Origin of the sequence: Nocardioides sp. Iso805N (genome assembly GCF_000364605.1) — a bacterium.
GTDB lineage: Bacteria > Actinomycetota > Actinomycetes > Propionibacteriales > Nocardioidaceae > Nocardioides.
This window is the reverse complement of record NZ_KB822579.1, coordinates 108,200-134,314: the sequence shown is the minus strand read 5'-3', so window position 1 is coordinate 134,314 and position 26,115 is coordinate 108,200. Positions and strand designations below refer to the sequence as shown.

At 70.8% G+C, this 26,115-nt stretch carries 23 protein-coding genes and 1 pseudogene; 17 read left to right on the top strand and 7 right to left on the bottom strand.

Annotated features, from left to right (window positions below):
* Positions 1 to 69: 69 nt before the first annotated feature.
* From H036_RS0112645 to H036_RS0112595, 11 genes are all read left to right on the top strand, one after another.
* Positions 70 to 1,086: a LacI family DNA-binding transcriptional regulator gene (locus H036_RS0112645; protein WP_017935155.1), complete on the top strand. Its 1,017-nt coding sequence runs from the start codon at positions 70 to 72 to the stop codon at positions 1,084 to 1,086.
* Positions 1,083 to 2,027: a carbohydrate ABC transporter permease gene (locus tag H036_RS0112640; protein ID WP_017935154.1), complete on the top strand. Its 945-nt coding sequence runs from the start codon at positions 1,083 to 1,085 to the stop codon at positions 2,025 to 2,027. The genes H036_RS0112645 and H036_RS0112640 overlap by 4 nt, the downstream gene beginning before the upstream one ends.
* A complete protein-coding gene (locus H036_RS0112635) occupies positions 2,024 to 2,866 on the top strand; it encodes a carbohydrate ABC transporter permease (protein ID WP_017935153.1) in 843 nt (280 codons plus the stop codon). The genes H036_RS0112640 and H036_RS0112635 overlap by 4 nt, the downstream gene beginning before the upstream one ends.
* A 28-nt stretch (positions 2,867 to 2,894) precedes the next feature.
* The gene (locus tag H036_RS0112630; protein WP_017935152.1) at positions 2,895 to 4,175 is read left to right on the top strand and encodes an ABC transporter substrate-binding protein; all 1,281 of its coding nucleotides are present in this window, start codon (positions 2,895 to 2,897) and stop codon (positions 4,173 to 4,175) included.
* A gap of 85 nt (positions 4,176 to 4,260) precedes the next feature.
* A complete protein-coding gene (locus H036_RS0112625; protein ID WP_017935151.1) occupies positions 4,261 to 5,406 on the top strand; it encodes an ADP-ribosylglycohydrolase family protein in 1,146 nt (381 codons plus the stop codon).
* A complete protein-coding gene (locus H036_RS0112620; RefSeq protein WP_017935150.1) occupies positions 5,403 to 6,761 on the top strand; it encodes an ADP-ribosylglycohydrolase family protein in 1,359 nt (452 codons plus the stop codon). The genes H036_RS0112625 and H036_RS0112620 overlap by 4 nt, the downstream gene beginning before the upstream one ends.
* The gene (locus H036_RS0112615; RefSeq protein ID WP_017935149.1) at positions 6,758 to 7,714 is read left to right on the top strand and encodes a ribokinase; all 957 of its coding nucleotides are present in this window, start codon (positions 6,758 to 6,760) and stop codon (positions 7,712 to 7,714) included. Before H036_RS0112620 ends, H036_RS0112615 begins: the two co-directional genes overlap by 4 nt.
* Positions 7,711 to 9,642: an SUMF1/EgtB/PvdO family nonheme iron enzyme gene (locus tag H036_RS0112610; protein WP_017935148.1), complete on the top strand. Its 1,932-nt coding sequence runs from the start codon at positions 7,711 to 7,713 to the stop codon at positions 9,640 to 9,642. Before H036_RS0112615 ends, H036_RS0112610 begins: the two co-directional genes overlap by 4 nt.
* On the top strand, positions 9,639 to 10,439 hold the full coding sequence (locus H036_RS24460; RefSeq protein WP_017935147.1) for an alpha/beta hydrolase: 801 nt from the start codon (positions 9,639 to 9,641) through the stop codon (positions 10,437 to 10,439). The genes H036_RS0112610 and H036_RS24460 overlap by 4 nt, the downstream gene beginning before the upstream one ends.
* A complete protein-coding gene (locus tag H036_RS0112600; protein ID WP_017935146.1) occupies positions 10,436 to 11,623 on the top strand; it encodes a CaiB/BaiF CoA transferase family protein in 1,188 nt (395 codons plus the stop codon). The genes H036_RS24460 and H036_RS0112600 overlap by 4 nt, the downstream gene beginning before the upstream one ends.
* The gene (locus H036_RS0112595; protein ID WP_017935145.1) at positions 11,620 to 12,390 is read left to right on the top strand and encodes an HpcH/HpaI aldolase/citrate lyase family protein; all 771 of its coding nucleotides are present in this window, start codon (positions 11,620 to 11,622) and stop codon (positions 12,388 to 12,390) included. The genes H036_RS0112600 and H036_RS0112595 overlap by 4 nt, the downstream gene beginning before the upstream one ends.
* 117 nt (positions 12,391 to 12,507) lie before the next feature.
* Here H036_RS0112595 and H036_RS25925 read toward each other — a convergent pair.
* Both H036_RS25925 and H036_RS0112585 read right to left on the bottom strand, forming a co-directional pair.
* Positions 12,508 to 12,846: pseudogene (locus tag H036_RS25925) on the bottom strand (VanZ family protein); the annotation flags it as partial.
* A 197-nt stretch (positions 12,847 to 13,043) separates the two neighbouring features.
* Positions 13,044 to 13,754, bottom strand: coding sequence for a M15 family metallopeptidase (locus H036_RS0112585; protein ID WP_157417338.1), 711 nt, complete (start codon positions 13,752 to 13,754; stop codon positions 13,044 to 13,046).
* A gap of 88 nt (positions 13,755 to 13,842) precedes the next feature.
* Here H036_RS0112585 and H036_RS0112580 point away from each other — a divergent pair, with 88 nt between their 5' ends.
* The 3 genes from H036_RS0112580 (at position 13,843) to H036_RS0112570 (ending at position 16,915) form a co-directional block, all read left to right on the top strand.
* The gene (locus tag H036_RS0112580) at positions 13,843 to 14,544 is read left to right on the top strand and encodes a response regulator transcription factor (RefSeq protein WP_017935141.1); all 702 of its coding nucleotides are present in this window, start codon (positions 13,843 to 13,845) and stop codon (positions 14,542 to 14,544) included.
* Positions 14,537 to 15,601 (top strand): sensor histidine kinase, encoded by a 1,065-nt coding sequence (locus H036_RS0112575; protein ID WP_026146004.1) that lies wholly within the window; start codon positions 14,537 to 14,539, stop codon positions 15,599 to 15,601. The genes H036_RS0112580 and H036_RS0112575 overlap by 8 nt, the downstream gene beginning before the upstream one ends.
* 129 nt (positions 15,602 to 15,730) lie before the next feature.
* Positions 15,731 to 16,915, top strand: a complete 1,185-nt coding sequence (locus H036_RS0112570; RefSeq protein ID WP_017935139.1) for a cation:proton antiporter — start codon at positions 15,731 to 15,733, stop codon at positions 16,913 to 16,915.
* A gap of 11 nt (positions 16,916 to 16,926) precedes the next feature.
* Here H036_RS0112570 and H036_RS26085 read toward each other — a convergent pair whose 3' ends face one another.
* The 4 genes from H036_RS26085 to sigJ form a co-directional block, all read right to left on the bottom strand.
* Entirely contained in the window at positions 16,927 to 17,469 is a 543-nt protein-coding gene (locus H036_RS26085) for a sugar O-acetyltransferase (protein ID WP_017935138.1), read from the bottom strand.
* Positions 17,470 to 17,478: 9 nt separating this feature from the next.
* Positions 17,479 to 18,447: a sigma-70 family RNA polymerase sigma factor gene (locus H036_RS0112560; RefSeq protein ID WP_017935137.1), complete on the bottom strand. Its 969-nt coding sequence runs from the start codon at positions 18,445 to 18,447 to the stop codon at positions 17,479 to 17,481.
* A 26-nt stretch (positions 18,448 to 18,473) separates the two neighbouring features.
* The gene (locus tag H036_RS0112555; RefSeq protein ID WP_017935136.1) at positions 18,474 to 18,887 is read right to left on the bottom strand and encodes an SgcJ/EcaC family oxidoreductase; all 414 of its coding nucleotides are present in this window, start codon (positions 18,885 to 18,887) and stop codon (positions 18,474 to 18,476) included.
* 121 nt (positions 18,888 to 19,008) lie between these two features.
* Positions 19,009 to 19,941, bottom strand: a complete 933-nt coding sequence (sigJ, locus tag H036_RS0112550; RefSeq protein ID WP_026146003.1) for an RNA polymerase sigma factor SigJ — start codon at positions 19,939 to 19,941, stop codon at positions 19,009 to 19,011.
* Positions 19,942 to 20,053: 112 nt separating this feature from the next.
* Between sigJ and H036_RS0112545 the strand changes: the two genes are divergently transcribed.
* The gene (locus H036_RS0112545) at positions 20,054 to 20,506 is read left to right on the top strand and encodes a carboxymuconolactone decarboxylase family protein (RefSeq protein ID WP_017935134.1); all 453 of its coding nucleotides are present in this window, start codon (positions 20,054 to 20,056) and stop codon (positions 20,504 to 20,506) included.
* Between the two features lie 63 nt (positions 20,507 to 20,569).
* On the opposite strand, the gene H036_RS0112540 is transcribed toward H036_RS0112545, so the two are convergent.
* Positions 20,570 to 21,187 carry a methyltransferase gene (locus H036_RS0112540; protein WP_017935133.1) on the bottom strand — a complete coding sequence of 206 codons (618 nt, stop codon included), beginning with the start codon at positions 21,185 to 21,187 and terminating at the stop codon, positions 20,570 to 20,572.
* A gap of 156 nt (positions 21,188 to 21,343) precedes the next feature.
* Between H036_RS0112540 and H036_RS0112535 the strand changes: the two genes are divergently transcribed.
* Together H036_RS0112535 and H036_RS25720 are read left to right on the top strand one after the other, a co-directional pair.
* Positions 21,344 to 24,376: an EAL domain-containing protein gene (locus H036_RS0112535; protein ID WP_017935132.1), complete on the top strand. Its 3,033-nt coding sequence runs from the start codon at positions 21,344 to 21,346 to the stop codon at positions 24,374 to 24,376.
* Between the two features lie 281 nt (positions 24,377 to 24,657).
* The gene (locus H036_RS25720; protein WP_232421858.1) at positions 24,658 to 26,073 is read left to right on the top strand and encodes a lytic transglycosylase domain-containing protein; all 1,416 of its coding nucleotides are present in this window, start codon (positions 24,658 to 24,660) and stop codon (positions 26,071 to 26,073) included.
* Positions 26,074 to 26,115 lie beyond the last annotated feature (42 nt).

The window sequence follows — 26,115 nt, the reverse complement described above, 5'->3', positions numbered from 1 at the left end:
CGTGAAGGACGTCACATGATTAGGTCTCTCTGTAATCAATTACGTAATCGTTTACAGACGGGAGTAGAGGTGTCCGAAGACCGTCCCACCGTCTCGCAGGTGGCCAGGCATGCAGGCGTGTCCGTCGCCTCGGTCTCGCGTGTCCTCAACGGCCTGCCGGCCACCGAGCAGACCCGGGCGAAGGTGCTCGCTGCCGTCGAGGAGTTGGGCTACAGGCCCAATGCCCACGCGAGGTCGCTGAAGGTGCGCCGCTCCCAGCAGCTGGCCTTCGCCGTCGCCGACGTCGGCAACCCGGTCTACGTCGAGATGATGCGGGCCGTCGAGGACGAGGCTCGAGCGCGCGACTACCGGCTCCTGGTGTCCTCCACCGCCCAGCCCGACGACATGCTCGCGCTCCTCGACAGCCTCGAGCACGGGTACGCCGACGGCCTGGTCCTCAGCCCTGTGCGCGTGAACGCCGACCTCGTCGCAGCGCTGCGCCGGGTGACCTACCCGGTCGTCGTCGTCGGTACGGTCCCGGCCGACCTGGACATCGACAACGTGCGTACCGACTCCGCCGCCGGCGTAGGGCTGGCCCTGACCCACCTGGCCGAGCAGGGCTGTCGCCGGGTGGCCTTCATCAACGGTCCCCGTGACACCGTCCCTGGTGCCGCCCGCGCGCACGCCTTCGAGGATCACGCACGCTCGCTCGGCCTCGATCTCGATCCCGCGTTGCGGGTGGAGGCCGGGGACTTCACCCTCGCCGAAGGACGCAAGGCCGCGAGCGCGCTGTTGGAGGGCACGACGCCCGACGCCGTGCTGGGCGCCAACGACCTGCTCGCCATCGCCACCATGCATGTGCTCGCTGAGCGCGGTCTGCGAGTCCCCCGCGACGTCGCCGTGATCGGGATGGACGACACGGAGCTCGCCGACGTGACGTCGCCGGCACTGACCAGCGTCGATCTGGCGGCACACGACCGCGGCGGCGCCGCCGCCCGGTTGCTGCTCGAGCGCCTCGAAGACCCGGACCGCCCGTCGCAGCGGGTGACGATCCAGCCGCGCCTCAGCGTGCGCGGCTCCTCCGACCTCGGGAGCGCTCGCCGATGACCAGTGAGCTCGTCACACTCCCGCCCAGCAACACCAGCCCGCCGAAGCCGCGGGCACGGCGCCCGAAGAGCCGGGGTCTCGGCGGGCGCGACGCGTGGTTGCTGCTGCTTCCGGCGCTCCTCCCGGTGATCCTGTTCAACCTCTACCCGCTGGCGCGCGGCATCTACCTGGGCTTCACCGACGCCCACGCCGGCCTCAACCAGCCGACCCACTTCAACGGCCTGGACAACTATCGCGAGCTGCTCCACAACGACCTGTTCTGGAGCTCCTTCCGCATCGGCCTGGTCTGGGCGTTCGGCGTCACCGCGCTCCAGTTCGTCTCCGCCCTCGGCCTGGCGCTGCTGCTCAACGAGAACCTGCGCCTGCGCTGGGTCGCACGGACCCTGTCCCTCGTGCCGTGGGCCATGCCGCCCGTGGTGGTGGCCATCGTGTGGCGGCTCGTCTACGACCCCAACTCGGGCCCTGTCAGCGGCATCTCACAGGCCCTCGGCTTCGGCCAGCTCAACCTGCTCGGCAACTTCAGCACGGCGCTGCCCGCAGTCATCGTCGTCGGCATCTGGATAGGCATGCCCCAGACCACGATCACTCTGCTCGCCGGCCTGCAGGGCGTCGACGGCACCCTGCACGAGGCGGCCGCGGTGGACGGCGCCGGCTCCTGGCGACGCTTCATCCACGTGACGCTGCCCGAGCTGCGCACCGTCATCATCGCGATCACCTCCTTGAACTTCATCTGGAACATGAACTCCTTCGACCTCATCTACGTGCTGACGAACGGCGGTCCGGGCGGCAAGACCATGCTGCCGATGCTCTTCGCCTACAACGAGGGCTTCCGCTACGGGCACTTCGGCATCGCCGCGGCCATGGGCAACGTCCTGGTGGTCATCATCTGCGGGATCCTGCTGGTCTACCTGCGCTCCCGGTTGAAGGGAGCCGACAAGTGAGCCTCCAACGTCCTAGCGCCGTCGTCCGGACCGGGCAGTACCTGGCCCTGATCGGCTACGTCGTCTTTCTCGGCTTCCCGCTCGTCTGGCTGCTCTCCACGGCACTGAAGAGCACCAAGGAGATCGCACTCGGATCGATCAGCGTCATCCCGCACTCACCGACCCTGAGCAACTTCTCCGAGGCTTTCGCCAAGGCGGACCTCTGGCAGGCGGGCCTGAACAGCCTCATCGTCGCGGTGGCGACGACCGTGCTCACGGTCGTGATCGCGCTGCCGGCGGCGTACGGCCTGGCGCGGTTCAAGACCATCCTGCGCCCGATCACCCTCGGCTGGGTCCTGGTCAGCCAGGTCTTCCCCACGATCTTGGTGATCATCCCGCTGTTCATGATCCTCAAGCGCATCCACCTGCTCGACCAGCTGCCCGGCCTCGTCATCGTCTACGTCGTCTTCGTCCTGCCGTTCTGCCTGTGGATGCTGGTCGGCTTCGTGCAGACGATCCCGACCGACATCGAGGAGGCCGCGGCCATCGACGGCGCCGGCCGGATCCGCACGCTGATCAGCATCGTGCTGCCGCTGCTACGCCCCGGCATCGTGGCGACCGCGCTGTTCGCGTTCATCTCCTCGTGGAACGAGTTCATGTTCGCCCTGGTGCTCATCCAGACCCCGAGCAAGGTCACCCTGCCGCTCACGCTCTCCCGGTTCGTGGGGGCGGAGGGGCAGGTGCAGCTGGGCCCGCTGGCCGCCGCCGCCCTGCTCGCCACGATCCCGAGCCTCGTCTTCTTCGCTCTCATCCAGCGCCGTCTCTCCGGCGGCCTCCTCACCGGTGCCGTCAAGGGCTGACCGGTCTCACGAAAGGGAAAAACCGCCCATGAAGATCACGCGCTACGCCGCCGTTGCCGTGAGTGCCGCCCTCGCCCTCGCCCTGACCGGATGCGGGAGCTCTGACAACAGCAGCGACAAGGGTGGCAAGGTCACGCTCAAGTTCCAGAGCCTCGCCTACCAGGACACCACCGTGAAGGCGACCAAGGCCATCGTGGCCGCCTGGAACCAGGCCCATCCCGACGTCCAGGTCGACTACGTCCAGGGCAGCTGGGACTCCGTCCAGGACAAGCTCGTCACCCAGTTCCAGGGCGGCACGGCACCCGACATCATCCAGGACGAGTCCGCGGGCATCACCGGCTTCGCCCAGCAGGGCTACCTGGCCGACCTCGGCGACAAGCTCAGCGCCGGCGTCAAGAAGGATGTCCCCGACAGCATCTGGAAGACGGTCACCGTCGACGGCAAGGTCGTCGCCGCCCCGACCCTCCTGCAGAGCTACATGGTGTTCGCGAACGTGGATCTGCTGAAGAAGGCCGGCGTCGCCGTCCCGACCGGCGACACCTGGTCGTGGGATGCCCTGCGTGCCGCGGCGAAGGCGACGACGAAGGACGGGCACTACGGACTGGGCTTCGGCCTCTCCCAGCCCACCGCCTCGATGCTCAGCCTCGGCCTCAACTTCGGCGGCACATACTTCACCGGCACCGGTGAGGACGCCCAGGTGAAGGTCGGCGACGCCGAGCTCGCCGTGCCTGAGCGCATCCACCAGATGGCCTACGACGACAAGTCGCTCGACCCGGTCACACTGACCCAGGCCGGCTCCGACGTCATGACGGCGTTCCTCAAGGGCAAGTACGCGCTGACGGTGCAGGGCAGCTATGCCGCTCAGACGCTCGCCGAGAACGCTCCCTCCAGCTTCCACTGGGCGGTGCTCCCGGTCCTCGCCGGCACCACCGCCGACCAGGCCGCTGACCCGCAGACCATGTCGGTGGCCGCACAGAGCAAGCACGTGGACGACGCGGCGGACTTCATCAACTACTACATGCAGTCCGAGAACCTGGCGAAGGTCGCCGAGGGTGACTGGCTGATCCCGGCGACGATGTCGGCCGCCACCCAGGTCAAGACGGACACCAAGGGCGCGAACGGCTGGCCCACGATCCTCGCCAGCCTCAACCACCTGGTCGCGGCACCGTTCCAGAGCGTGACCAACTACCCGCAGTGGAAGGACCAGATCGCAACCCCGGCGTTCCAGAAGTACCTCGGCAACGAGATCAGCTCCGACGAGCTCGCCAAGCAGCTCGAGGACGGCTGGAAGTCCGTCAACGGCGGCTGACGTCGCGCCGCTCGACGCAGATCCGACACTGGCCGGCACTGGCCGGCCACCGACGAACACACCTCGGGAAGAGAAGGAGAGCAGCGTGGAGCTGCGGGACAAAGCCATCGGGACGCTGGTCGGCTCGGCCGTCGGTGACGCCCTCGGGGGCGCCACCGAGGGCTGGACGCCCGAGCAGATCAGGGAACGCTACGACGGCTACGTGACAGGGATCGTGCCGCCGTTCAACGCGGACTGGCGCGACGCGCGTCCGATCGCGCCGTACCACAAGGGCGACGGACACATCACCGACGACACCCTCATGACGCACGCACTGGTCGACGTCTACGCCAAGCGGCGTGACCATCTCGACGCCTACGCGATCGCCGAGCATCTGGTGCCGCTGCTGATCGGAGAGAGGCGCTGGGTGCCCGAGCTGGAGGCGGAGGCACTGCTCCTGCAGCGCATCTTCCTCGCCGAGAAGTGGCTGGTGGCGCGCCTGCACTACGGGCACGTCGACCCCCGAGAGGCCGGCGTCGGCAACATCGTCAACTGCGGCGCGGCGATGTACGTCGCGCCGGTCGGCGTCGTCAACGCGGCCGATCCCGAAGGCGCCTACGCCGAGGCGATCGACATCGCCTCGGCCCACCAGTCCAGCTACGGCAAGGAGGCGGCCGGCGTGCTCGCGGCGGCGGTGGCCTCCGCGTTCGCGCCCGGCGCCACCCCGGATTCGGTGGTCGATGCGGCGCTCGCCGTCGCCCACGACGGCACCCGCCGTGCCATCGAGGCGGTCGCCGAGGTCGCCGCTCGCACCACCGACTGGCGTGCTGCGATCCCCGCCCTGCGCTCGGCGATCAGGCCGTTCGACACCGTCGGCGAGCAGTACCGGCAGCCTGAACTGGACGCTCGCCGCCCGAGCCGGACCAAGGCGATCGAGGAGCTGCCCGTCGCACTCGGCTTCGTGCTGGCGACCGGCGGCGCCTTCGAGGAGGCGGTGCTGGGCGCGGTCAACTACGGACGCGACGCCGACTCGATCGCCAGCATGGCGGGCGCGATCTGCGGCGCCCTCGGTGGGGCGAACGTCGTACCGGACGCATGGGCCGACACGATCGCCGAGGCAAGTCGTACGCCGCTGGTGCCGGCGGGCGAGACGATCGCGGAGGTCGCGGCGGAGGTCTTCGCGCTCGACCGTGAGCGGGCCCGTCAGCGGGAGGAGCGGCGCACGGGGCTGCTCGACGGGGCGGTCCGATGAGTCGGTTGTCCTGGGTGCAGTCCCCCGACCTGCTCACCCACGAGCTGGTCGCGAGCGCGCACGAAGGCAAGCCGATCGAGGACGTCCTCGGCCGCTGGCAGGCAGCGGGCGGCCAGGTCGACGCGCCCGTGGCAGGGCTCGCCCAGGAAGGCGACGAAGACCTGCGTCGGCTCGCCGAGGAGTTGCTCGACGAACTGGAGAGCCGTCCGGTCGCGCCCGACATCGCGGCCGCAGAGCCGGACGATCTGGACGCGATCGAAGCCGTGTCCCCAGGTGCGGCGGGTGGCTCAGCCGCCGCTCCGACCAGCGACCTGGCCGATCGGGTGCTGGGCGCCTGGTCCGGACGTGCCGCCGGCTGTCTGCTCGGCAAGCCGGTCGAGAAGATCCCGCGCAAGGGCATCCACGAGATCCTGACCAGTCAGGGCCGGTGGCCGCTGGACGACTGGTTCACCGAGATCGGGCTCTCCGCGGAGATCGCGCAGCGCTGGCCGTGGAACAGGCGTAGCCGGCCCACGAGCCTCGCCGAGAACATCGCGGGCATGCCCGAGGACGACGACCTCAACTTCCCGATGCTCGGGCTCGCCCTGCTCGAGCAGCACGGGCGCGACTTCACCACCGCCGACGTCGCCGACCTCTGGCTGGCCAACCTGCCGGGAGGCCGGGTCTTCACCGCGGAGCGGGTCGCTTACCGCAACCTGCTGCTCGGCGACTCCGCTCCGCGCACCGCGACTCGGCGCAACCCGTACCGGGAGTGGATCGGTGCGCTCATCCGCGCCGACGTCTACGGCTGGGCCTGTCCCGGCGACCCGGTCGCGGCAGCGCGGCTGGCCTGGACCGACGCGCGGCTGAGCCACGTTCGCAACGGCGTCTACGGCGCCATGTCGGCAGCGGCGATGTGCTCGCAGGCCCTGGTCGCCACCGACATCGAGGAGGTGCTCGCTGCCGGGCTGGCGGTGGTTCCGCCGCAGAGCAGGTACGCCGATACGCTCGCGTTCGGCGCCGACGTGGGCCGTTCCGGCGACCCGCTCGACGTCGCGCTCGACCGGCTCTACGAGCGCTATGGCCACCTGCACTGGGTCCACGTCCTGAACAACGCCGCCATCACGTCCTACGCTCTGGCCAGCAGCAAGGGCGACTTCGCCGACGCGATCTGCACGGCGGTCATGGGCGGGTGGGACACCGACTCGGTCGGAGCCACCGTCGGCTCGATCACCGGTGCGCTCGCCGGGGCCGCCGCGCTCCCCCAGCGCTGGATCGCCCCGATGCGGAACCGGGTCGCCAGCAGCATGCCGGGCTTCGACGGCATCGGCTTCGATGAGCTCGCACGACGCACCCTGGCGGTGATCGCCCGATGAGCGACGATCTGCCCGGTGTCTCGGGTGGGCCCGCTGTCGTCGTCCTCGGCAGCGCGAACCTCGACCTGTTCGCCAACGTCGCGACGATCCCGCTCCCCGGCGAGACGGTCCTCGCCGACGGTCCTGAGCGCCGGGTCGGTGGCAAGGGCCTCAACCAGGCTGCCGCCGCCGCTCGCGCCGGAGCATCCGTACAGCTGCTCGGTGCCGTCGGCCGCGACGACGCCGCCGCGATGCTGCTGGCCGCCGCGGCCGATGCGGGGATCGACACCCGGCTGGTGCGACGGGCCGACGGCAGCAGCGGAACCGCCTGGATCACGGTCCAGCCCGACGGCGAGAACGCCATCGTCGTACTGGGCGCCGCCAACCGGACGGTGACCTCGCTCGAACCCGACGAGCGCGGCGCCGTGGCGGCGGCACGAGTTCTCGTCGCCCAGCTCGAGACCCCGATCCCAGCGGTCCGCGAGGCGGCCAAGGTCGCACGCGCGGCCGGCACTACCGTGCTGCTCAACGCCTCGCCCGTGCAGACGCTCGAGGACGTCGACCGACGTGACCTACTCGGTCTGACCGACGTGCTCGTCGTCAACCAGCACGAGGCCGCACAGCTGGCCGGCGCCGGGACCGACCCGGCGGAGACGGCCCGGTCGCTCAGCGCGCTGGTCCCGATCGTGGTCGTCACGCTCGGCGGCGACGGCGCGCTGCTCGCCGACCGGACCGGTCTGCGGCATCTTCCCGGCGTACGGGCGGATGTGGTCGACACCACCGGCGCCGGAGACACGTTCGCCGGCGTGCTGGCCGCCGCGCTGGCAGCCGGAGACGACCTGGACGTAGCCGCTCACCGGGCGGTGATCGCTGGCGCGCTCGCCGTCGAGAGCACCGGTGCCCTCGCCTCCATCCCCACCATCGACCAGATCGAGCGGCGCCGGGCGCAGCTCGATGAAGGAGCCATCCGATGATCCCCGCCGATCCGAGCCGGGACCCCTACGCGCCGCGCCCGATCGACCTTCCCGCCTTCGTCCCGCTCGATCCCGGCGCCGATCTGTCGGTACTCGACGAGGCGAAGATCCTCGCTGCGCCGTCAGACTCGGACGATCGCGACGCCTGGCGCGCCGCACTGCACAGGTGGCGGGCCGAGGCCCGCGAGCGAATCGGCTTCGACGACGCCCTGTACCGCGATACGACGACGGCCTGGGCCGGCACGGCCTGGAACGTCGCGATGGTGTGGATCTGGGACGAGGCCGTCCGCGACTGGGATGCCGAGCGTTTCGACGCCGATCGCCTGCTCGCGGCGTACGCCGATCTCGGTGGCCTCGACGCGGTGGTGCTCTGGCACGCCTACCCCGTGATCGGGGTGGATCCGCGCAACCAGTTCGACTGGTACGACGTGCCCGGTCTCGAGGAGCTGGTGCGCGACCTGCACGCCCGAGACGTTCGGGTGTTCCTGGACTACAACCCGTGGGACGTCGGCACTCGCCGGACCGAGCGCACCGACGCCGCCCGAGTCGTGGAGGTGGTGACCCGCCTCGACGCCGACGGCGTCTTCCTGGACACGCTGAAGGAAGGTGATCCCGAGCTGCTGGAGGCACTCGGCAGCCTTGACCCTCGCCCGGTGCTCGAAGGCGAGTCGCGGGTCCCGCTGGTCCGGGTGGCCGACCACCAGGCGTCCTGGGCGCAGTGGTTCGCGGACAGTCCCACGCCCGGCGTCCTGCGTGCGCGCTGGTTCGAGCAGCGGCACATGATGCACCACACCCGCCGGTGGAACCGCGATCACACCGCGGAGCTGCGCAGCGCCTGGGTGAACGGTGCCGGGGTGCTGATCTGGGACGTCGTCTTCGGCGTCCGGGTGGACTGGAGCGAGGGCGACCGCGCCACGTGGCGGGCCATCCGCCGCGTGTACGGCGAGCACGAGCAGTTCTTCCTCTCTAGCGAGTGGGAGCCGCTCACCGCTCTCGGACCGGAGGCCACCGCCGCCGGCATCGCCGGCTCTCGCTGGCGCCTCGACGGACGCGCCCTCTACACCCTCGTCAATCCGACCGAGGAGGACTACGACGGGCCGCTGCTGCCAGGCGTTCACGCCGTGGTGGCGGCCGGCGGCCTGGTCGGGCTGCTCCGCGAGGCCGACGGGTCGGCGACGATCCTGCCGATCTCGGGCCCCCGGGGTGAGGTCGGAAGCGGCGTTGTCACGCCACCTGTGCCGACACGTCAGCCGGTCGCGCCGGCGTACGGAGAGCCGAGTCCCGCAGCGGTCCGCCCCTCCCCCGGCGAGCGGATCCTGACAGTCCGGTGGCGCCAGCGCGAGACGGGCCTGTACGAGGCCGCGCCCTACGTCGACGACTGGAAGCCGCTACCGCCGCGGCTGCACCAGTTGCGGGAGGAGGAGCGGGCGGTCCGCATCGGGCGGGTCGCCGTGGACCGGACGCCTGTCACCAACGCAGACTTCGCCGCCTTCGTCGACGCCACCGGCTACGTGCCCCTCGACAGCTCCCGGCTGCTGGCCCACTGGACGGAGGGCCGGCCCACTCCGGGCACGGAGGCCGAGCCGGTACGGCACGTCGACATCGCCGACGCGCGAGCCTACGCCCGGTGGCGCGGCGCCCGACTGCCCACCGAGGACGAGTGGCAGGTCGCCGCCGGCGAGACCGGCTGGACCCGCGGCGAGCCTCTGGTCTGGGAGTGGACCGAGAGCGAGCACCGTGACGGCCGGACACGCTGGAGCATCCTCAAGGGCGGCTCGTGGTTCGCCGCCCAGGGTTCGGAGTGGTACGTCGACGGCGGGCCGCAGCCGCCGGAATGGTCGGTGCGCTACCTGCTCACCCAGGCCGGCACCTCGCGCTCGGAGTGCATCGGCTTCCGGTGTGCCGTGGATCTGGAGGAGACACGATGAGCTCGAGCGTCGCCGACGAGGTCACCGAGGTGTGGTCCGAGGCGCTCGGCGAGCAGCTGAGGTATCGACTCCACCGCACCCCGGGCCCCAGCGGACCCCGCGCCACGCTGTTCCTGCTGCACGGTCGCGGCGCCGACCTCGATGAACCGACGCCGCTGCTCGACGTTCTCGACGCCCTGGTCGAGGACGGTTCCGTGCCACCGATGCTGGCGATCGTCCCGGACGCGTCCTGGTCGGATCGAGCGAGCTTCTACGTCGACTCCGCCTTCACCGGACTACCACCGGGGCGCCAGGTCGAGACGGCTCTCACCCGGGACCTGGTCAGGCACGTCGACGCGACGTACGCCACCATCGCCGGCCGCGACCACCGCTTCGTCGCGGGCTACTCGATGGGCGGCGCCGGCGCCGTCCGCTACGCCCTCGGCCGCCCTGACCTGTTCTCCGGTTGCCTGGCGCTCAGCCCGGCCGTCTACGACCCGCTTCCCGGGAAGGACAGCTCGACTCGCCAGTTCGGCGCCTTCGGCCGGGGACAGGAGCTCTTCGACCCCGACGTGTACACGGGTCTGGGCTACCGAGCGCAGCTGGCATCCTTCGACGCAGCGCGGCCGGTGCGGATCTTCATCGCCGCCGGTGATGGCGAGGACCTCGCGCTCGAAGCGGCCCGGCTGCACGACCGGGCGCGTCACGTCGCGGGGGTTGTGTCACGTCTCCGGATCCTCGGCGGCGACCACGACTTCGATGTGTGGGCACCGGCCTTCCGCGACGGTCTGCCGTTCGTGCTCGGAGCGAGTCGATGAGCGGCCCGCTCACCGGGCTCCGCGTGGTCGACGCGGCCACGCTGTTCGCCGGTCCGCTCGCCGCCACCTACCTCGGTGACTTCGGCGCCGAGGTGATCAAGGTGGAGCATCCTCGCCGTCCCGACGCCGCCCGGACCCATGGCCAGGCCAAGGACGGCGTCGGCCTGTGGTGGAAGACCCTGGGCCGCAACAAGCGGACGATCACGCTCGACCTCAAGCATCCCGACGGAGCGGCCGCCATGCGCCGACTGCTCGCCGACACCGACGTGCTCGTGGAGAACTTCCGGCCTGGCACGCTCGAGCGCTGGGGCCTCGGCCCGGACGTGCTCCTCGCCGAGAACCCGCGGCTGGTCATCGCCCGGGTGACAGCCTTCGGCCAGGACGGTCCGTACGCCGGGCGGCCGGGATTCGGCTCCTTGGCCGAGGCGATGAGCGGGTTCGCCGCCGTGACGGGCGAGCCGGACGGTGCGCCGACCCTGCCGCCGTTCGGCCTGGCTGACGGCATCGCGGCGCTCGCGACGGCGTACGCCGTGACCGCGGCGTTGCGACACCGCGACGCGACCGGACGTGGACAGGTGGTCGACCTGGCGATCATCGAGCCGATCTTGATGATGCTCGGCGCGCCGCTGACCTGGTACGACCAGCTCGGCTACGTCCAGCCACGGACCGGGAACCGCTCGGTCAACAACGCGCCGCGGAACGTCTACCGCACCAGCGACGACGGCTGGGTCGCGGTCTCGACGAGCTCCCAGAGCATCGCCGAGCGGGTGCTTCGCCTGGTTGGCCGCGACGACCTGGTGGCGCAGCCGTGGTTCGGCACCGGACGCGAGCGAGCCGAGCACGCCGACGAGCTCGACGAGGCGGTCGGCGGCTGGATCGAGCAGCGGACCCAGGACGAGGTGGTCGCCGCGTTCGAGGACGCGGAGGCCGCGGTCAGTCCTGTCTACGACGTTCGCGGCGTGCTGTCGGATCCGCAGTATCAGGCGCGCGGGACCGCTGTCACCGTCCCGGACGAGGAGCTCGGCCCGATGGTGATGCAGAACGTGCTCTTCCGGCTCTCGGAGACACCGGGCTCGATCCGCTGGACCGGCCGCCGCCCGGGCGCCGACACCGATGAGGTGCTGGCCGGGCTCGGCATGTCGACCGAGGAGATCGCCCGCCTGCGCGAGGAGGGGGCGGTGTGATCGCGGCACTCTACGTGCCCGGCTCCCGGCCTGGCCGGTTCGCCAAGGCGGCTGCGACGGGCGCGACGGTGATCCTCGACCTGGAGGACGCGGTCGCACCCCAGGACAAGGCACAGGCACGCGCGCACGTCGCCGCATGGTCGGCCGGTGCCGGGGCCGCCGCGTCGGTGCCCCTGCAGGTGCGCGTCAACGCACCGGGGACCGCGGACCTGGCTGCGGACCTGGAGGCGCTGGCGCCCGAGATCGAGCTGCGCGTTCCGAAGGTCGAGAGCCCTGAGGACCTCGTGGAGTTCGGCGGGCGGCAGGTGCATGTGCTGGTCGAGACCGCCTTGGGCGTGGAGCGGCTCTTCGAGATCGCATCCACACCCGGTGTGCGGTCGATCGGGCTCGGCGAGGCCGACCTGGCCGCCGAGCTCGGACTGGAGGGCGAGGACGCCTTCGGCTGGATCCGTGCCAGGACCGTCATCGCCGCCCGGGCGGCCGGCCTTCCGGCGCCCATGATGGCGGCCTACCCGGCGATCGCCGATCGCGACGGGCTGGCCGAGTCATGCGCCCGTGGCCGGCGACTCGGGATGCGCGGCCGCACCGCGATCCACCCGACCCAGCTGCCGGTCATCCGGTCGGCATTCGCTCCTCGCGCCGACGAGCTCGCCTGGGCACACCAGGTGCTCGACACCATCGGCGAGGGCGGCGTGGGTGTGCTCCTCGACGGTTCCATGGTCGACGGCGCCATGGTGCGCAGGGCGCGCGCCATCCTCGACGGGTGAGCGCCGGGCGACCTGGGCTGGCCGATCCGCTGAGGCTCTCGGGCCGCCTCGGCTCCGACGAGTGGTCAACCCGGTTGCCGTGTTCGGGCAGCGGCGCCACGGGAAGGTGACGATGGCGGCGACGCCCGCACCCACCGTGTTGAGCAGTACGTCGTCGACCGACGCCACCCGACCGATCGGCAGCACGTACTGCGCCGTCTCGATCATGATCGAGCCGAGTGCGCCGAGCGCCGTGACGCGCGGCAGCGACGCAAGCGCCCGGAACCGCATCGGCCCGAACGCCCCGAGGGCGGCGAAGACCAGCAGGTTGCCGAGCACCTGGTAGGTCGGCATCGTCTGCAGGTCACGCAGCGGCACCAGGCTCAGCTGGCTGCGCACCGCGCCGGCGCCGCTGCCGGGCAGCATGGTGAGCCACACCCACGGCGCCGTGCCGTAGACGATCGCGACCTCGCACATCGAGCTGCGCCAGGCCCAGCCGGCCGTGGCCCCCGAGCGACGCCGGCGACGTGCCAGCAGCCACCCCGTCAGCATCGCCAGTGGCAGCGCGGCCAGCGTCACGGCCACGACGACGTCGTACCGGACGACCCAGTCGCTGCGGGTGCCGTTGATGATCACGCCGTGGCCGCGCACCAGCGGCGGCAGGTAGCCACCGCTCACTGCTGCATCCGCGGGTCGTGCGTGGGGTCGGCATATATCGCCGGACAGCCGTCGTCGATCGCCCTCAGTCGCAGCTCGTAGTGCCAGGCCTCGTTGCGGTAGATCTGGCACAGTCCGTAGGCGGCGCCGTGCGCGGAGAGCCACGCATCGGCAGCGGACCCACCGATGTCCACGGCCTTCCCCGCCTCGTGGACCGACGTACCGGGGCGGGCGACCCAGCGTGCCGCCTGAGCCTGCGAGCCGTACTTCGTCACCGCCTCGGCGAACAGCTCCTCCTGATAGGTCCGGGAGCGCCAGCCGCTGTTGACGAACAACGTGATGCCGTCACCCTTCGCATCCGTCGCGGCGTCCCGCAGGGCGCCGAGCAGCGACGGGTCGAGCCTGGTCACCGCCGCGTAGTGGTCGTCGAAGATCGTCACGCCGTCGGGGACCTTCCCATCGGTGGTGCCGACCGCCCGACCACCGCTGCCCGGCACCCGCGTCGGCAGCCCCTCGTCCGAGCGCACCTGGAGTGCTGTGGACAGCGGCACTGCGGCGTCGAGCGATCCGGTGTCGAGGGGCGAGGCCGCAGACGAGGAGAAGGCGCCGAGCGACTCGTGGGCGAGGATGCCCACGACCCCGGCTGCGGCGAGGGCGATGACGACGGCGACGAGCGGCATGGATCGGGTACGACGTCCCGCACGCGGCGCTGAGCTCTTGGACGACATGCTTCCCAGTCAAGGGAGCGCTGCGTTGCCGGGACGTATGCGGTTTTCGATATGCCGACGATAGGTACCGGCTCTCTAGCATCGGACCATGCGTGTGTTGGTGGTCGAGGACGAGCCGTTGCTGGCCGAGGCGGTGCGCGACGGCCTGCGGCTGGAGGCGATCGCCGCCGACATCGCGGGCGACGGCGACACCGCCCTGGAGATGCTGAGCGTCAACACCTACGACATCGCCGTGCTCGACCGCGACATCCCCGGCCCCTCGGGCGACGAGGTCGCCAGGCGCATCGTGGCCTCCGGGTCCGGCATGCCGATCCTCATGCTCACCGCGGCCGACCGGCTGGACGACAAGACCTCGGGGTTCGAGCTGGGCGCCGACGACTACCTCACCAAGCCCTTCGAGCTGCAGGAGCTCGTGCTCCGGCTCCGGGCGCTGGACCGTCGGCGCGCCCACCACCGACCGCCCGTGCGCGAGATCGCGGGCCTGCGCGTGGATCCGTTCCGCCGGGAGGTCTACCGCGAGGGCCAGTACGTCGCGCTCACCCGCAAGCAGTTCGCCGTGCTCGAGGTCCTCGTCGCCGCTGAGGGCGGCGTGATCAGTGCCGAGGAGCTGTTGGAGCGCGCGTGGGACGAGAACGCCGACCCGTTCACCAATGCCGTCCGGATCACCGTCTCGGCGCTTCGCAAGCGCCTCGGCGAGCCCTGGATCATCGCCACCGTGCCGGGAGTCGGCTACCGGATCGACGTACCTGCTGACGCCGACGCCGGAAACGCGGGCGGTGCTCGTGGATAGACAGCCCGGCCTGAGCGTCCGGCTCAAGCTCACGCTCAGCTACGCCGGCTTCCTCATGCTCGCCGGAGCGGTGCTGCTGGTCGCGGGATACTTCTCGCTCTCGCGCGGCTTCCACCCGGGGGTGGTCTTCACGGTGCGCAGTCACGCCGACCTGCTGCACTCCTTCGCCCCGATCGCGGCGACCGTCCTCGGTTTCCTACTGGCCTTCGGGCTGCTGGGCGGGTGGCTCCTCGCCGGGCACATGCTCGCCCCGCTCTCGCGGATCAACGACGCCACCCGGATGGCGGCGCGCGGATCGCTCGCGCACCGGATCGAGATGGACGGCCCGAACGACGAGTTCCGAGAGCTGGCCGACAGCTTCGACACGATGCTGGAGCGCCTCGAGGCACACGTCGCCGAACAGCAGCGGTTCGCCGCGAACGCCTCGCACGAGCTGCGCACCCCGTTGGCGATCACCCGGACCCTCCTCGACGTGGCCCGCATGGACCCCGACCGGGACACCGCCGCGCTGGTCGACCGCCTCCAGGTCGTCAACACTCGCGCCATCAACCTCACCGAGGCGCTGCTGCTGCTCAGCCGGGCCGAGCAGCGGCTGTTCGCGCACGAGCAGGTCGACCTGTCCCTTGCCGCCGAGGATGCCACCGAGACCCTTCTCCCCCTCGCGGAGAGGCACGGCGTCGCCCTCGAGACGACGGGCGACATGGCGCTCACCAGCGGCTCCCCCGCGCTGCTGCTGCAGCTGACCACCAACCTCGTGCACAACGCGATCGTGCACAACCTGGCCGAGCACGGCACCGTGTGGGTGACCACCGCCGCCGAGCCGCGGGCCGCCGTGCTCATCGTCGAGAACACCGGCGCGCGGCTCAGCCCGCACCTCGTCGCGACGCTGGCCGAGCCGTTCCAGCGCGGCACCGAGCGCGTCCACGCCGATCAAGCCGGCGTCGGCCTGGGGCTGGCCATCGTGAAGCGGATCGCCGAGGCGCACGACGGCACCCTGGACCTGGCCGGCCGCCCCGACGGCGGACTCCGCGTCACCGTGCGCCTGCCCGCCGCATGAGCACCTCACCTACCGGCCCGAACGGGTCGGTCCTCGCCTGATTCGGGTGACGCGCTCGGTCCGCGGACGGTTACGGTCATCGTGTACGGCGAGCCGTGCCACCGATCAACGGGCCCACGAGGAGGACCGATGAGCGAGGCCGAGGCCTACCGGTCGCTGGCCTGGATCCTCGGCGCCGCGGCCCTGGCACCGCTGTTGCTCGGGCTGATTCCGAGGATCCGCTTGCCCGAGGTCGTCGTGATGCTCGCGTTGGGCATGGCGCTCGGCCCGTACGGATTCGGCCTCGCCGCGCTCGATGACAGGATCCAGTTCGTGTCCGACCTGGGTCTCGGCATGCTCTTCCTGACCGCCGGGCTGGAGGTCGATCCCCTCATCCTGCGGACGCGCGACGGCGGCCGGGCGGTCACGGCGTGGCTGCTCTCGCTCGGAGTCGCCTTGTGCTGGATGGCGGTGCTGCATCGCGTCTTCGACGTCACGGCATGGGGCGCCATCGCGATCGCGATGACCTCCACCGCACTCGGCACACTCCTCCCGCTCCTGCGCGACGCCGGCCTTCTCGGACAGAGCATGGGCCGGCTCGTGATGGCGAACGGCGCCGTCGGAGAGTTCGGCCCGGTGATTGCGATGAGCGTGTTCCTCACCGGCGGCGACACCTGGGGCGCACTCACGGCGCTGCTGGCCTTCTGCCTGATCGCAGTGGTCCTGGGCTACGTGCTGGTACGGCACAGCACCCGTGCTCGGCGGATCGTCGAGATCGTGCGCCTGCAGGCCGACACGACGGCGCAGGCACCCGTTCGCCTGGTTCTCCTGCTGCTCGCGGTCATGCTGGCCACCTCGGCATCGTTCGGGCTCGACGTGATCCTCGGTGCGTTCGTCGCCGGGGCGATCATCCGGATGCTCCTGCCTCCCGACCACGAGAGTGTCTCGAGCCGCCTGGACGCCATCGGCTACGGCTTCCTCGTCCCGGTGTTCTTCGTAGCCTCCGGGATGGCCATCGACCCGGCCGTCATCCTGCACGACCCCGGGACCGTGCTGTTCGTCTTCGCCAGCATCCTCCTCATCCGGGGAGGCTCCGTCATGCTGCTGTACCGGCACCTCGCTCGGCGGCAACTCCTCACCTTGGGTCTCTTCAGCGCTACCGGCTTGCCCATCATCGTCGCGGTGACCGCCGTGGCGGTGGAGTCCGGCAAGATGAGCCAGGAGGGACAGTCGATCGTGGTCGCGGCCGGGATGCTCACGGTGCTCGCCCTACCGATCCTGGCGCTGTCCCTTCACGTCGACGACGTCGGAGCCTCGGGAGAGCCCGCCGGCTGAGTTCTGGGTGCTCAGATCCGCTTGCGCTCCACGTGACCGGCACTGGTGACCACCGACATCGGCGGCACGTCCTTGGCGACCACGGTGCCCGCACCGACGACCGATCCACGTCCGATGGTCACCCCCGGCGTGATCGTCGCGGCAGCGCCGATCCAGACGTCCTCCTCGATCACGATCGGGGCGTGCGTGATCCCGCTGTACCGCTCGGCGAGCTCGACCGGATGTCCCGCCGTACTCAGGGTGACGCCCGGGCCGATCATGGTGCGGTCACCGATGGTGATGCCACCGAGGTCGAGGAAGTAGCAGCCCTGGTTGACGAAGACCCGCTCGCCGAAGACCGTGCCGAGGCCGTAGTCGCAGTAGAACGGCGGGTAGATCGTCACCGTCTCGGGAACCGCACCGCCGAAGATCTCACCCAGCAGCGCGGCACGGGTCTCGACGTCCTCGAACGGCAGCAGGTTGAGCCGTCCGGTCAGCGCCATCACGGTCTGGACGCGCGCGGTGAACTCGCGCGACTGCGGCGTACGTCCGGGAAGGAACTGTTGCTCGAACACGGCCCGATGCTACGGCTCGAGCACGGCCGCCAACCCGAACGACGCGAAGACCTCCTCGTCCTGGTAGACGGTGGTGCGGGTGATACCGGTCGCGGACATCTCGAACAGCTGGAGGGTGTGCAGCTCGTAGCGGTCGCCGTCGCCGCGGTAGGCCGCGTAGCCGGGCTGCCCGTTCGCCGCCAGGGGCACGAACCGCCAGTCCGTGCCGAGCGCCTCGAAGATCCGCGCCATGAAGACGCCGTAGGCGTCCTTGCCGACGAACCAGTTGAGCATCGGCGGCATCTCCATCAAGACGTCGTCGGCCAGCAGCCGTTTCAGTCCCTCGACGTCGGCGGTCACGAACGCGGTCGTGTAGCGCTCGATCCAGGCGCGCTGCTCCGCATCGGTCACCTCGGCGCGTCCCTCCAGGTCGGCGCCGCTCTCCTGCACGCTCGTCCTCGCCCGGCGAAGCGAGCTGTTCACCGCGATGGTCGTCAGCCCGATGATCTCGGCCGTCTCGGCGGCGGAGAAGTCGAGCACATCGCGCAGGATCAGCACCGCGCGCTGCCGGGCCGAGAGGTGCTGCAGGGCCGCCATGAAGGCCAGCCGCAGGCTGCCGCGGTCGACCGCCGTCCGGGCCGGGTCGCCCGCGTCGAGGAGCGCATCGGGCAGCGGCTGGAGCCAGGGCACCTCGTGCCCGGGTACGAAGGGTCGCAGTGGATCCGACTCGGCCACCAGCCCGGACGGCAGCGGTCGGCGCTTGCCGCTGGCGAGCGCGGTCAGGCAGGCGTTGGTGGCGATGCGGTACATCCACGTGCGCAGCGAGCTGCGGGTCTCGTCGTACTGATCGCGCGCCCGCCAGGCCCGAAGCAGCGTCTCCTGGACGAGGTCCTCGGCCTCGTGCACCGAGCCGAGCATCCGGTAGCAGTGCGCCAGCAGCTCAGCCCGGTACGCCGCGATCCGCTCGTCGAAGCCCTGCTCGTCATCGACCGTTGTCACATCGCCCCCTCGCCTCGTCTGCCACCTTAGGCGTGCACGGGCACCTGGGCGGCGCTGTTGTGGTACGCCGCGACCAGCCAGCGGCCGTCGCGCCTCTCGAAGACCCAGGTCGCGTGGATCGTCCGGTCGTCCGGCGCGAAGGACTCGCCCGGGAACACGACCCCGCCCCGGTTGATCGAGATCGCGCAGTCCTCGCCGACGAACCGCAGGCTCAGCTGCTCGTCCACCGTGGTGGTCCCCTTGAGCGGGCCGTCGAAACCGGCGGCCATCTGTGCCCGGATGTCCTCCCTGCCTGCGCGCAGCGAGCCCGGCAGCAGGGCGGTGGCATCGTCGGCGTAGTGCGCGACGAAGCGGTCCGCGTCGTTGTCCGCCCAAGCCTGGTACATCTCGGCCAGCAGGGCGTTGACGGCGGTGGCGTCGTCGGTGTGGTCGTGTGACATGGCTGTTCTCCTCGGTGTGTCGATCCGAGGCTCGGACGAGCCTCGGATGTACCTACCGGCGAGGGAGCGAGAAATCACCGCGCGTCTTCCACCGATTCGGCGGCGGAGTGCCGGACCGCGCTCACGCCCTCCACGCCGCGAGCTTCGCCGGGTTGACCACGATCCAGACATCGGTGATGCGCCCGCCCGCTACGCGCAGATTGATCACCCCGTGCACCGAAGCGCCCTCCGCGTAGACGAGGCCGAGTCCGTCACCGGTGGGCCGCTCCGCCAGTCGCCAGGTCGGTCGCTTCGCCAGCACGCCGAGCATGAACCTGGCCACCTTGTCCGGACCGAACACCGGGTTCCGTGCCGCACTGACCACGCCACCGCCGTCGGAGCGCAGCGCCACCGCAGGATCGAGCAGTACGGCGAGGGCGCCGAGGTCACCGCCCGTCGCGGCCGCACCGAAGGCTCGCACCACCGCGTCGTGCTCGGGCGTGGGCGCCAGCTCCTGCCGCTGCGCCGAGACCTTGCGGCGAGCCGAGGTCGCCAGCTGGCGGACCGCCGCCGGGGTGCGGCCGACCACTGTCGCGATGTCGGCGAACGGCAGCTCGAAGACGTCGTGCAGCACGAACGCCACCCGTTCGGCCGGCGTCATCGCATCGAGCACCACCATCAGCGCGCTGCTGATCGTGTCGTCCAGCGTGACGCGGTCGGCGGGATCGGCGAGCTCGTGAGGTGCGCCGGCGGCGCTCCGGCGGCCGGGGAGGGCCAGCAGGTCGGAGGGCACCGGCTCGGGCAGCCACGGCCCGACGTACTGCTCGCGGCGTACGCGTGCCGACTTGAGGACGTCGAGGCACACCCGGCTCGCGACCCGGGTCAGCCAGCCCTGCGGGTTCGCGACGGCGGCCCGCTCGTCCTCGGTGAGGCGATACCAGCGCAGGTAGGTCTCCTGGACCGCGTCCTCGGCCTCCTCCAAGGTGCCGAGCAGCCGGTAGGCGAGCGCGATCAGCCGACGCCGCTCGACCATCACGTCGTCGAGGTCCTCCATCAGGCCACCTTCACTGCTCATACCAGGATGACGAACCAGGGACGGGATCTGTGAGGACCTCACATCCGCGGCACCCACCTCGTCAAGAAGGAGTACGCCGGGACGACCCGGCCGATCGACGAAGGAGTCCCCCATGGCGCATCACGTCAATGTCAGCAAGCTCTTCCCGGCACTCTACGAGGCACAGATGCAGGTCGAGACGGCGGCGACAGAAGCTGCCGAGACCGCTGGTCTCGAACCGCTGCTGATCGACCTGGTCAAGCTGCGCGCCTCCCAGCTCAACGGCTGCGCCTTCTGCCTGCGGATGCACACCCGCGACGCCGTGGAGAAGGGTGAGACCACCGACCGCCTGGCCGTGGTGGCGGCCTGGCGGGAGTCGCAGTACTTCACCGTGCAGGAGCAGGCCGCTCTCACCATCGCCGAGCAGGTCACCCGGATCGGGGAATCCCACACCGCCCCGGCGCCCGAGGTCGACGTCGCGGCCGCGCTGGACGAGAAGCAGCGGGCCGCGGTCATCGCGGTGGCGATCGCCATCAACGGCTGGAACCGGCTCGCCATCACCAGCGGCTACCCGGTCGCGCCCTGAGGGAGCGCACCAGCTGAGGGCGTCGCGGTCGGCCCGTGGCCGCGACGCTCTGCGACGCCTCGGCTACCTCGGACGGCCGAGCAGCACGAGTACGCCGCCCGCCCCGTCGCGCACTTCACGCACGCCGAGCTCCGCCGTCTCCGCCAGCTCCCGTGCCAGCGCATCGACCTGCTGCCGCTCTCCGAGCTGGAGAAGCAGCACTCCGTCCCGCAACAGGTGCCGCGCTGCCACCTCGACGCAGGTCCGCGCAACGTCGAGACCGTCGGCGCCTCCGTCGATGCTCGCGAGCGGGTCCTCGGGGAAGCGGGCGGTCCGGTCGGTCGGCACCCACGGCGGGTCCGCGATGACAAGCGCGAAGCGCTCCTCGGGCATCAGCACGGTGTCCATCGCGCCGTGCCGCACCTCGGCTACGTCATCGCGCCCGGCGGCGGCCACGTTGCGCCGGGCGTAGGCACAGGCCGACGCCGAGGAGTCGACGCAGACCAACCCTCGGTCCGTGCCGAGGACGGCAAGGAGTCCGATGTGCCCGACACCCGCACACAGCTCCAGGACCGGTCCCGGAGGCGCGTCCTCGAGAAGCTCGTGCGCCCACGACGACTGCTGCTCGGTCCACGGCCGGGGCCGCAACGTGTCGTCGGCGTACTCGATCCGCAGGGGTCCGAAGGTGATCAGCGAAGGCACGAGGCTCGTTATCCATCGGCCCGCCGATCAGTCGTCCTTCCGGCCCGGCATCCGGCGGGTCCCGGGTCCCAAGTCCCGCCGAACCACCGACTTCGGCTTCGACGATGCGCCAGGATCTCCGATACGCGTCACGGAAGGTGAAGACGGAGGGTCCGCTTGCACGCTGGGATCGACACGCTGGTCCTGACGGCCGATGATCGCCTCGCGGCGATGGTCGCCGCAGCCGCCAGCGCGGACGGGACGAGCCTGCTGGTACGTCGTACGGACACGCCGGCAGGCGTGCTGGCCGTGCTGGGCCACGGCGACGGCCCCGACCTCGTCCTGGCCGACATCACGGCCTGCTCCCCCACCGAGCTGCGCCAGCTGCTGCACAGCTCGGCACAACGCGACACCGCTGTGGTGGCGCTCGTGCCGCCGACCGAGGAGCAGCGTGGGCTGGACGCGATCCAGCTCGGCGCCGAGGACTACCTCGAGATGGACGACGCGACCGTCGCCCGGGCGCTGTGCAAGGTCGCTCGCGCGTCGGTGGCACGACACCGCAGCAACCCGGCCCGCTACTTGCGCACCATCCTCGACAACTCCCCCGACGTGGTCGTCACCGTCGACCAGGATCTGCTGGTGCGACAGGCCAACGCCACCGCGGAGCGGTTCTTCCAGATCGAGTCCGACGACATGCTGGGCCGTTCGATCGACGAGCTCGCACCGCCCGAGGAGCAACACGCGCAGCGCACCGCGCTGACCCGTGCGCTGTCCGGCATACCGGCGACGATCGCCGAGACCGAGCGCCGACTGCCCGACGGCACCACCGCACACATCTCGCTGACCTGCCTGCCGGTGACAGGGGACGACGGTGCCGTCATCGGCGCCTGCGCGATCGTGCACGACATCAGCGAGACCGTCGCGGCAAGGCAGCGCCTCGAGCGCACGCTGAAGCGCCAGGAGGTCGCCGAGGAGGCCGCGCACGTCGGTGCCTTCGAGGTGAACCTGGAGACGATGCAGATCGTCATCTCGCGCGAGCTGGCCCGGTTGCACTACCGCCACCCCGACCATCTCGTGCTCTCGATCGACGAGCTGCTGCGCAGCGTCCATCGCGAGGACCGCGGCCTGCTGCTCGCGCTGCAGGAGAGCCGCGGCGCCTCCACCATCGACTACCGCTACCGCGGCCCCGACGGCACGGATCCGCGACTCCTCGAGATCTCCGGACGCTGGCTCCCCGGAGACACGCCCGACCATGCCGGCTACTTCGTCGGCATCGAGCGCGACGTGACCGAGCAACGCGCCCAGGAGGAGCAGATGCGCTTCCTGGCCAACCACGACCCGCTCACCGGCGCCCTCAACCGGCGCGCCTTCGAGGGACTGCTGGCGCAGCAGGTCAGCAAGCGACGCGGCACCCAGCAGGCCAGCGCACTGCTGATGATCGACCTCGACGGGTTCAAGCACCACAACGACACCTACGGCCACGCCATCGGCGACGCGATCCTGGCGGGTATCGCCACCGCGGTCAGCGCCCGGTTGCCACCGCAGGCGGCGCTGGGCCGGATCGGCGGCGACGAGTTCGTGGTCTTCCTGCCTGAGGCCAGCAGCGAGCACGCCGCCGAGGTCGCCGGCCTCCTGCTCGCCGTGGTCGCCGACGCGGCCCGCGAGGCGTCCCCGGATCCCATCCACCCGGTCACCGCCAGCATCGGCATCGCCGGGTTCACCGACGCCGTCGAACCGGCATCGGTGCTGCGTCGTGCCGACGAGGCCATGTACGCCGCCAAGAGCAACGGCGGGATGCAGTGGGCACACTGGAACGAGCAGCCGGGCGAGGCCAGAAATCCCCCGGTCGACCTCAAAGAGGTCGCCGTGAACCGGCTCAAGCGGCTGGCCTCCCTCGCCATCTCCCGCACGTCGGCACGGCGCGAGCTGCTCCGGGACCTGACCTTGGACGCGGCGACCGGACTCCCGGGCCGGCACCGCTTCCTCGGCCTGGTCGAGCAGCGCCTCACCGACAGCGAGGACGTGCAGGCGGCGTACGTCGTCCACCTCGGCGGGATCGACCTGCTCGACGACAGCATGGAGCGGACGGCCCGTGACGAGCTTCTGGCGGCGGTGGCCGCGCGTCTCGAGCAGTGCAACGACGTCGGCGCTCTGATCGGTCTGCTCGACGACACCGAGTTCGGCATCTTCCTGCCGGCCCGGACCGTCGAGTTCCGCGAGTCGGTCGCCCAGCGACTGCTCACCTGCCTGGACGAGCCGTTCGCCGTCGAGGGCAGCGAGTTCGCGCTGGTAGCGGCGGTCGGGGTGGCCACCAGCGCACCCGGCGACGACGCCTACACGCTGTTCCAGAACGCGTCGATCGCCGCTGCGGTGGCGCGCACCGACACCCCCGACGGGTTCCGGCACTACGACCGCGCACTCCGCGCTCGTGCCACTGCCCGGCTCGCACGGCACGCCGCCCTGCGCCGCGCGATCGCCAACCGCGAGTTCGGCCTGGTCTTCCAACCCGCGCTCGAGCTGTCCACCGGCATCTTCAACCGCGCCGAGTCGCTGGTGCGGTGGTATCCACCGGACGGCGGCGTCGTCGGCCCGGACCAGTTCATCCCGCTGGCCGAGGCGACCGGCCTGATCGTGCCGCTCGGCGATCTCATCCTGGACCTCGCGATCGAGCAGGCACTGGCCTGGGCCACGGCGCTGCCGCACGTCCGCATCCCGGTGAACCTGTCCGCCGTACAGCTCGGCATGCCGGGCTTCGCCGAACGTGTCATCGCGCGGATCACCGGCGCCGGTCTGAGCAACTGGCCGATCACCTTCGAGGTGACCGAGTCTGCACTGATGGAGAACCTCGAGCTGAGTCGGGCCGCGCTGCAGCAGCTGCGCGATGCCGAGTTCCGGGTCGTCATCGACGACTTCGGCACCGGCCACTCCTCGCTGGCCCGTCTCGACCAGCTGCCGGTGGGCGGCATCAAGGTCGACAAGATGCTGATCAAGCGTCTCGCCGGCGACCACACCGCACGCGCGGTGCTCAGGGCGATCGTCGATGTGGGCAAGGCCTACTCGATGCTCGTCACCGCCGAGGGCATCGAGGACGCCGAGACCCTGCAGATCGTGCGCGACATCGGCGTCGACTACGCCCAGGGCTACTACCTGAGCAGGCCCAAGCCGGCCGAGGAGCTGGTCGAGTTCCTCACCCGGCACTGGCCGCACTGATCGCCGCCCTGATCGGGGAGGCTGCGGGTGTCGGCCCGCCGACGATTCGCGGGCGGACGGGCGCGGATCTTGTCATCCAGATGAGTGGATCTGGACATTCTCCTGAGAAACCTCCTCCGTTCACATGACTTACCTATGGTTCCGGCGCAGGATGGATCCAACGCCCGTTCCCGGGTCCGGCGTTGAGCTGGGCTTCCCGATTTGCAGAAGTAGTGATGATGTCGCGGAACCTTCTCCGTACCAAGGCAGTTGTCCTCGTTCCCGTCGCCGCCCTCACCGCCGTGGTCGCGACCGTAGAGGCCTACCAGCACGATGCGACGGCAGCCACCGACAGTCCGCGCAGCACCGCTGCCACCATCTCCTCCGGCCTGCCGGCCGCCATCACACCGACGAGCACACCGACCCTCACCCCGCAGCTCGACGCGGCCAGCACCTCGGTCGCCCCGCCGGCCAGCGTCACCAAGGCGGGCCAGCTGCCTGGCGCTGCGACGCTCGCCGGCGCCGGTAGCGGCCCCCTGCTCGCCCGGCTCAGCACCGTCGCCGTCAGCGGCACGACCTCGGCGATCTCCACGACGGCACTGTCCGCCTACCAGCGTGCCTCGTCGGTGATCGACCAGGCCGACACCACGTGCAACCTCAGTTGGCAGCTGCTGGCAGCGATCGGCACCGTGGAGTCCGGGAACGGCACCGCCGGCGGCAGCCAGCTCGACCCGGCCGGCGTCGCCACACCCGGCATCTACGGCCCGGCGCTCGACGGCACCCACCACACCCAGCAGATCGCCGACACCGACGGCGGTCAGCTCGACGGAGACAAGACCTCGGACCGGGCGGTGGGCCCGATGCAGTTCCTGCCCTCGACCTGGGTGATGGTCGCTGTCGACGGCGACGGCGACGGGCGGCGTGACCCCCAGGACATCAACGACGCTGCGCTGGCCTCGGCGGTCTACCTCTGCTCGGGTGGCACCGACCTCTCCACGCCGAACGCCCAGCACGCCGCACTGCTGCGCTACAACCACAGCGACGCCTACGCGACGCGGGTCCAGGCGCTCGCCACGTCGTACGCCGCCGACAGCAGCCTCACCGGTGTGGTGCCCGCGACGTACCTGGTCCAGGGCCCGGCCAGCACGGAGGACAGCACCGCGAAGTCCGCCAAGACCAAGAAGCACCAGGCGCACGCCAAGCAGACCAAGCACACCAAGAACAAGCACCACAAGGGCGGCCAGACCGCCGTGAGCAGCGGCTCGCAGAGCGGGAGCACCACGCCGACGCCGAGCACCACGCCGACCCAGGACCCGACGACAGGTCCAACCACAGGCCCGACGACCGGACCTACGACCGGACCTACGACCGGACCTACGACCGGACCCACCACTGACCCGACCACGGCGGCCGCGACCGTGGCGGAGCTGACCGACGTCTGCCAGCAGCAGATCACCACCACCTATCCCGACGCCACCGAGGACGCGAGCCAGGCGGCGCTCACCCGCTGCCTGAAGCTGCTCGACGGTCTCACCGTGGCGAAGGCGAAGGCTCAGGTGGAGGACGTGGTCGAGGCGTTCACCGACGCCGACACCACCGACGGTCCGATCACCGGCCTCGGTCCTGCCGACACCTCCTCGGACACTCCGTCGGACGGCCCGTCGGGCTCCTCGGACCCGTCCGCGAGCCCATCACCGAGCGCCGCCACGACCGACTGAGTTCGCGCGGGCCCCCTTTCGAGCGCCGCATACTCGTGCCAT

Bases quoted from the DNA above. Each gene is read 5' to 3' on its own strand.
- H036_RS0112570 (WP_017935139.1), top strand. From the start codon at position 15,731: ATGAGCGAGGCCGAGGCCTACCGGTCGCTGGCCTGGATCCTCGGCGCC.
- H036_RS0112585 (WP_157417338.1), bottom strand. From the start codon at position 13,754: ATGTCGTCCAAGAGCTCAGCGCCGCGTGCGGGACGTCGTACCCGATCC.
- sigJ (WP_026146003.1), bottom strand. From the start codon at position 19,941: ATGAGCAGTGAAGGTGGCCTGATGGAGGACCTCGACGACGTGATGGTC.
- H036_RS24460 (WP_017935147.1), top strand. From the start codon at position 9,639: ATGAGCTCGAGCGTCGCCGACGAGGTCACCGAGGTGTGGTCCGAGGCG.
- H036_RS0112610 (WP_017935148.1), top strand. From the start codon at position 7,711: ATGATCCCCGCCGATCCGAGCCGGGACCCCTACGCGCCGCGCCCGATC.
- H036_RS0112620 (WP_017935150.1), top strand. From the start codon at position 5,403: ATGAGTCGGTTGTCCTGGGTGCAGTCCCCCGACCTGCTCACCCACGAG.
- H036_RS0112640 (WP_017935154.1), top strand. From the start codon at position 1,083: ATGACCAGTGAGCTCGTCACACTCCCGCCCAGCAACACCAGCCCGCCG.
- H036_RS0112615 (WP_017935149.1), top strand. From the start codon at position 6,758: ATGAGCGACGATCTGCCCGGTGTCTCGGGTGGGCCCGCTGTCGTCGTC.
- H036_RS0112580 (WP_017935141.1), top strand. From the start codon at position 13,843: ATGCGTGTGTTGGTGGTCGAGGACGAGCCGTTGCTGGCCGAGGCGGTG.
- H036_RS0112630 (WP_017935152.1), top strand. From the start codon at position 2,895: ATGAAGATCACGCGCTACGCCGCCGTTGCCGTGAGTGCCGCCCTCGCC.
- H036_RS0112600 (WP_017935146.1), top strand. From the start codon at position 10,436: ATGAGCGGCCCGCTCACCGGGCTCCGCGTGGTCGACGCGGCCACGCTG.
- H036_RS0112555 (WP_017935136.1), bottom strand. From the start codon at position 18,887: ATGTCACACGACCACACCGACGACGCCACCGCCGTCAACGCCCTGCTG.
- H036_RS0112545 (WP_017935134.1), top strand. From the start codon at position 20,054: ATGGCGCATCACGTCAATGTCAGCAAGCTCTTCCCGGCACTCTACGAG.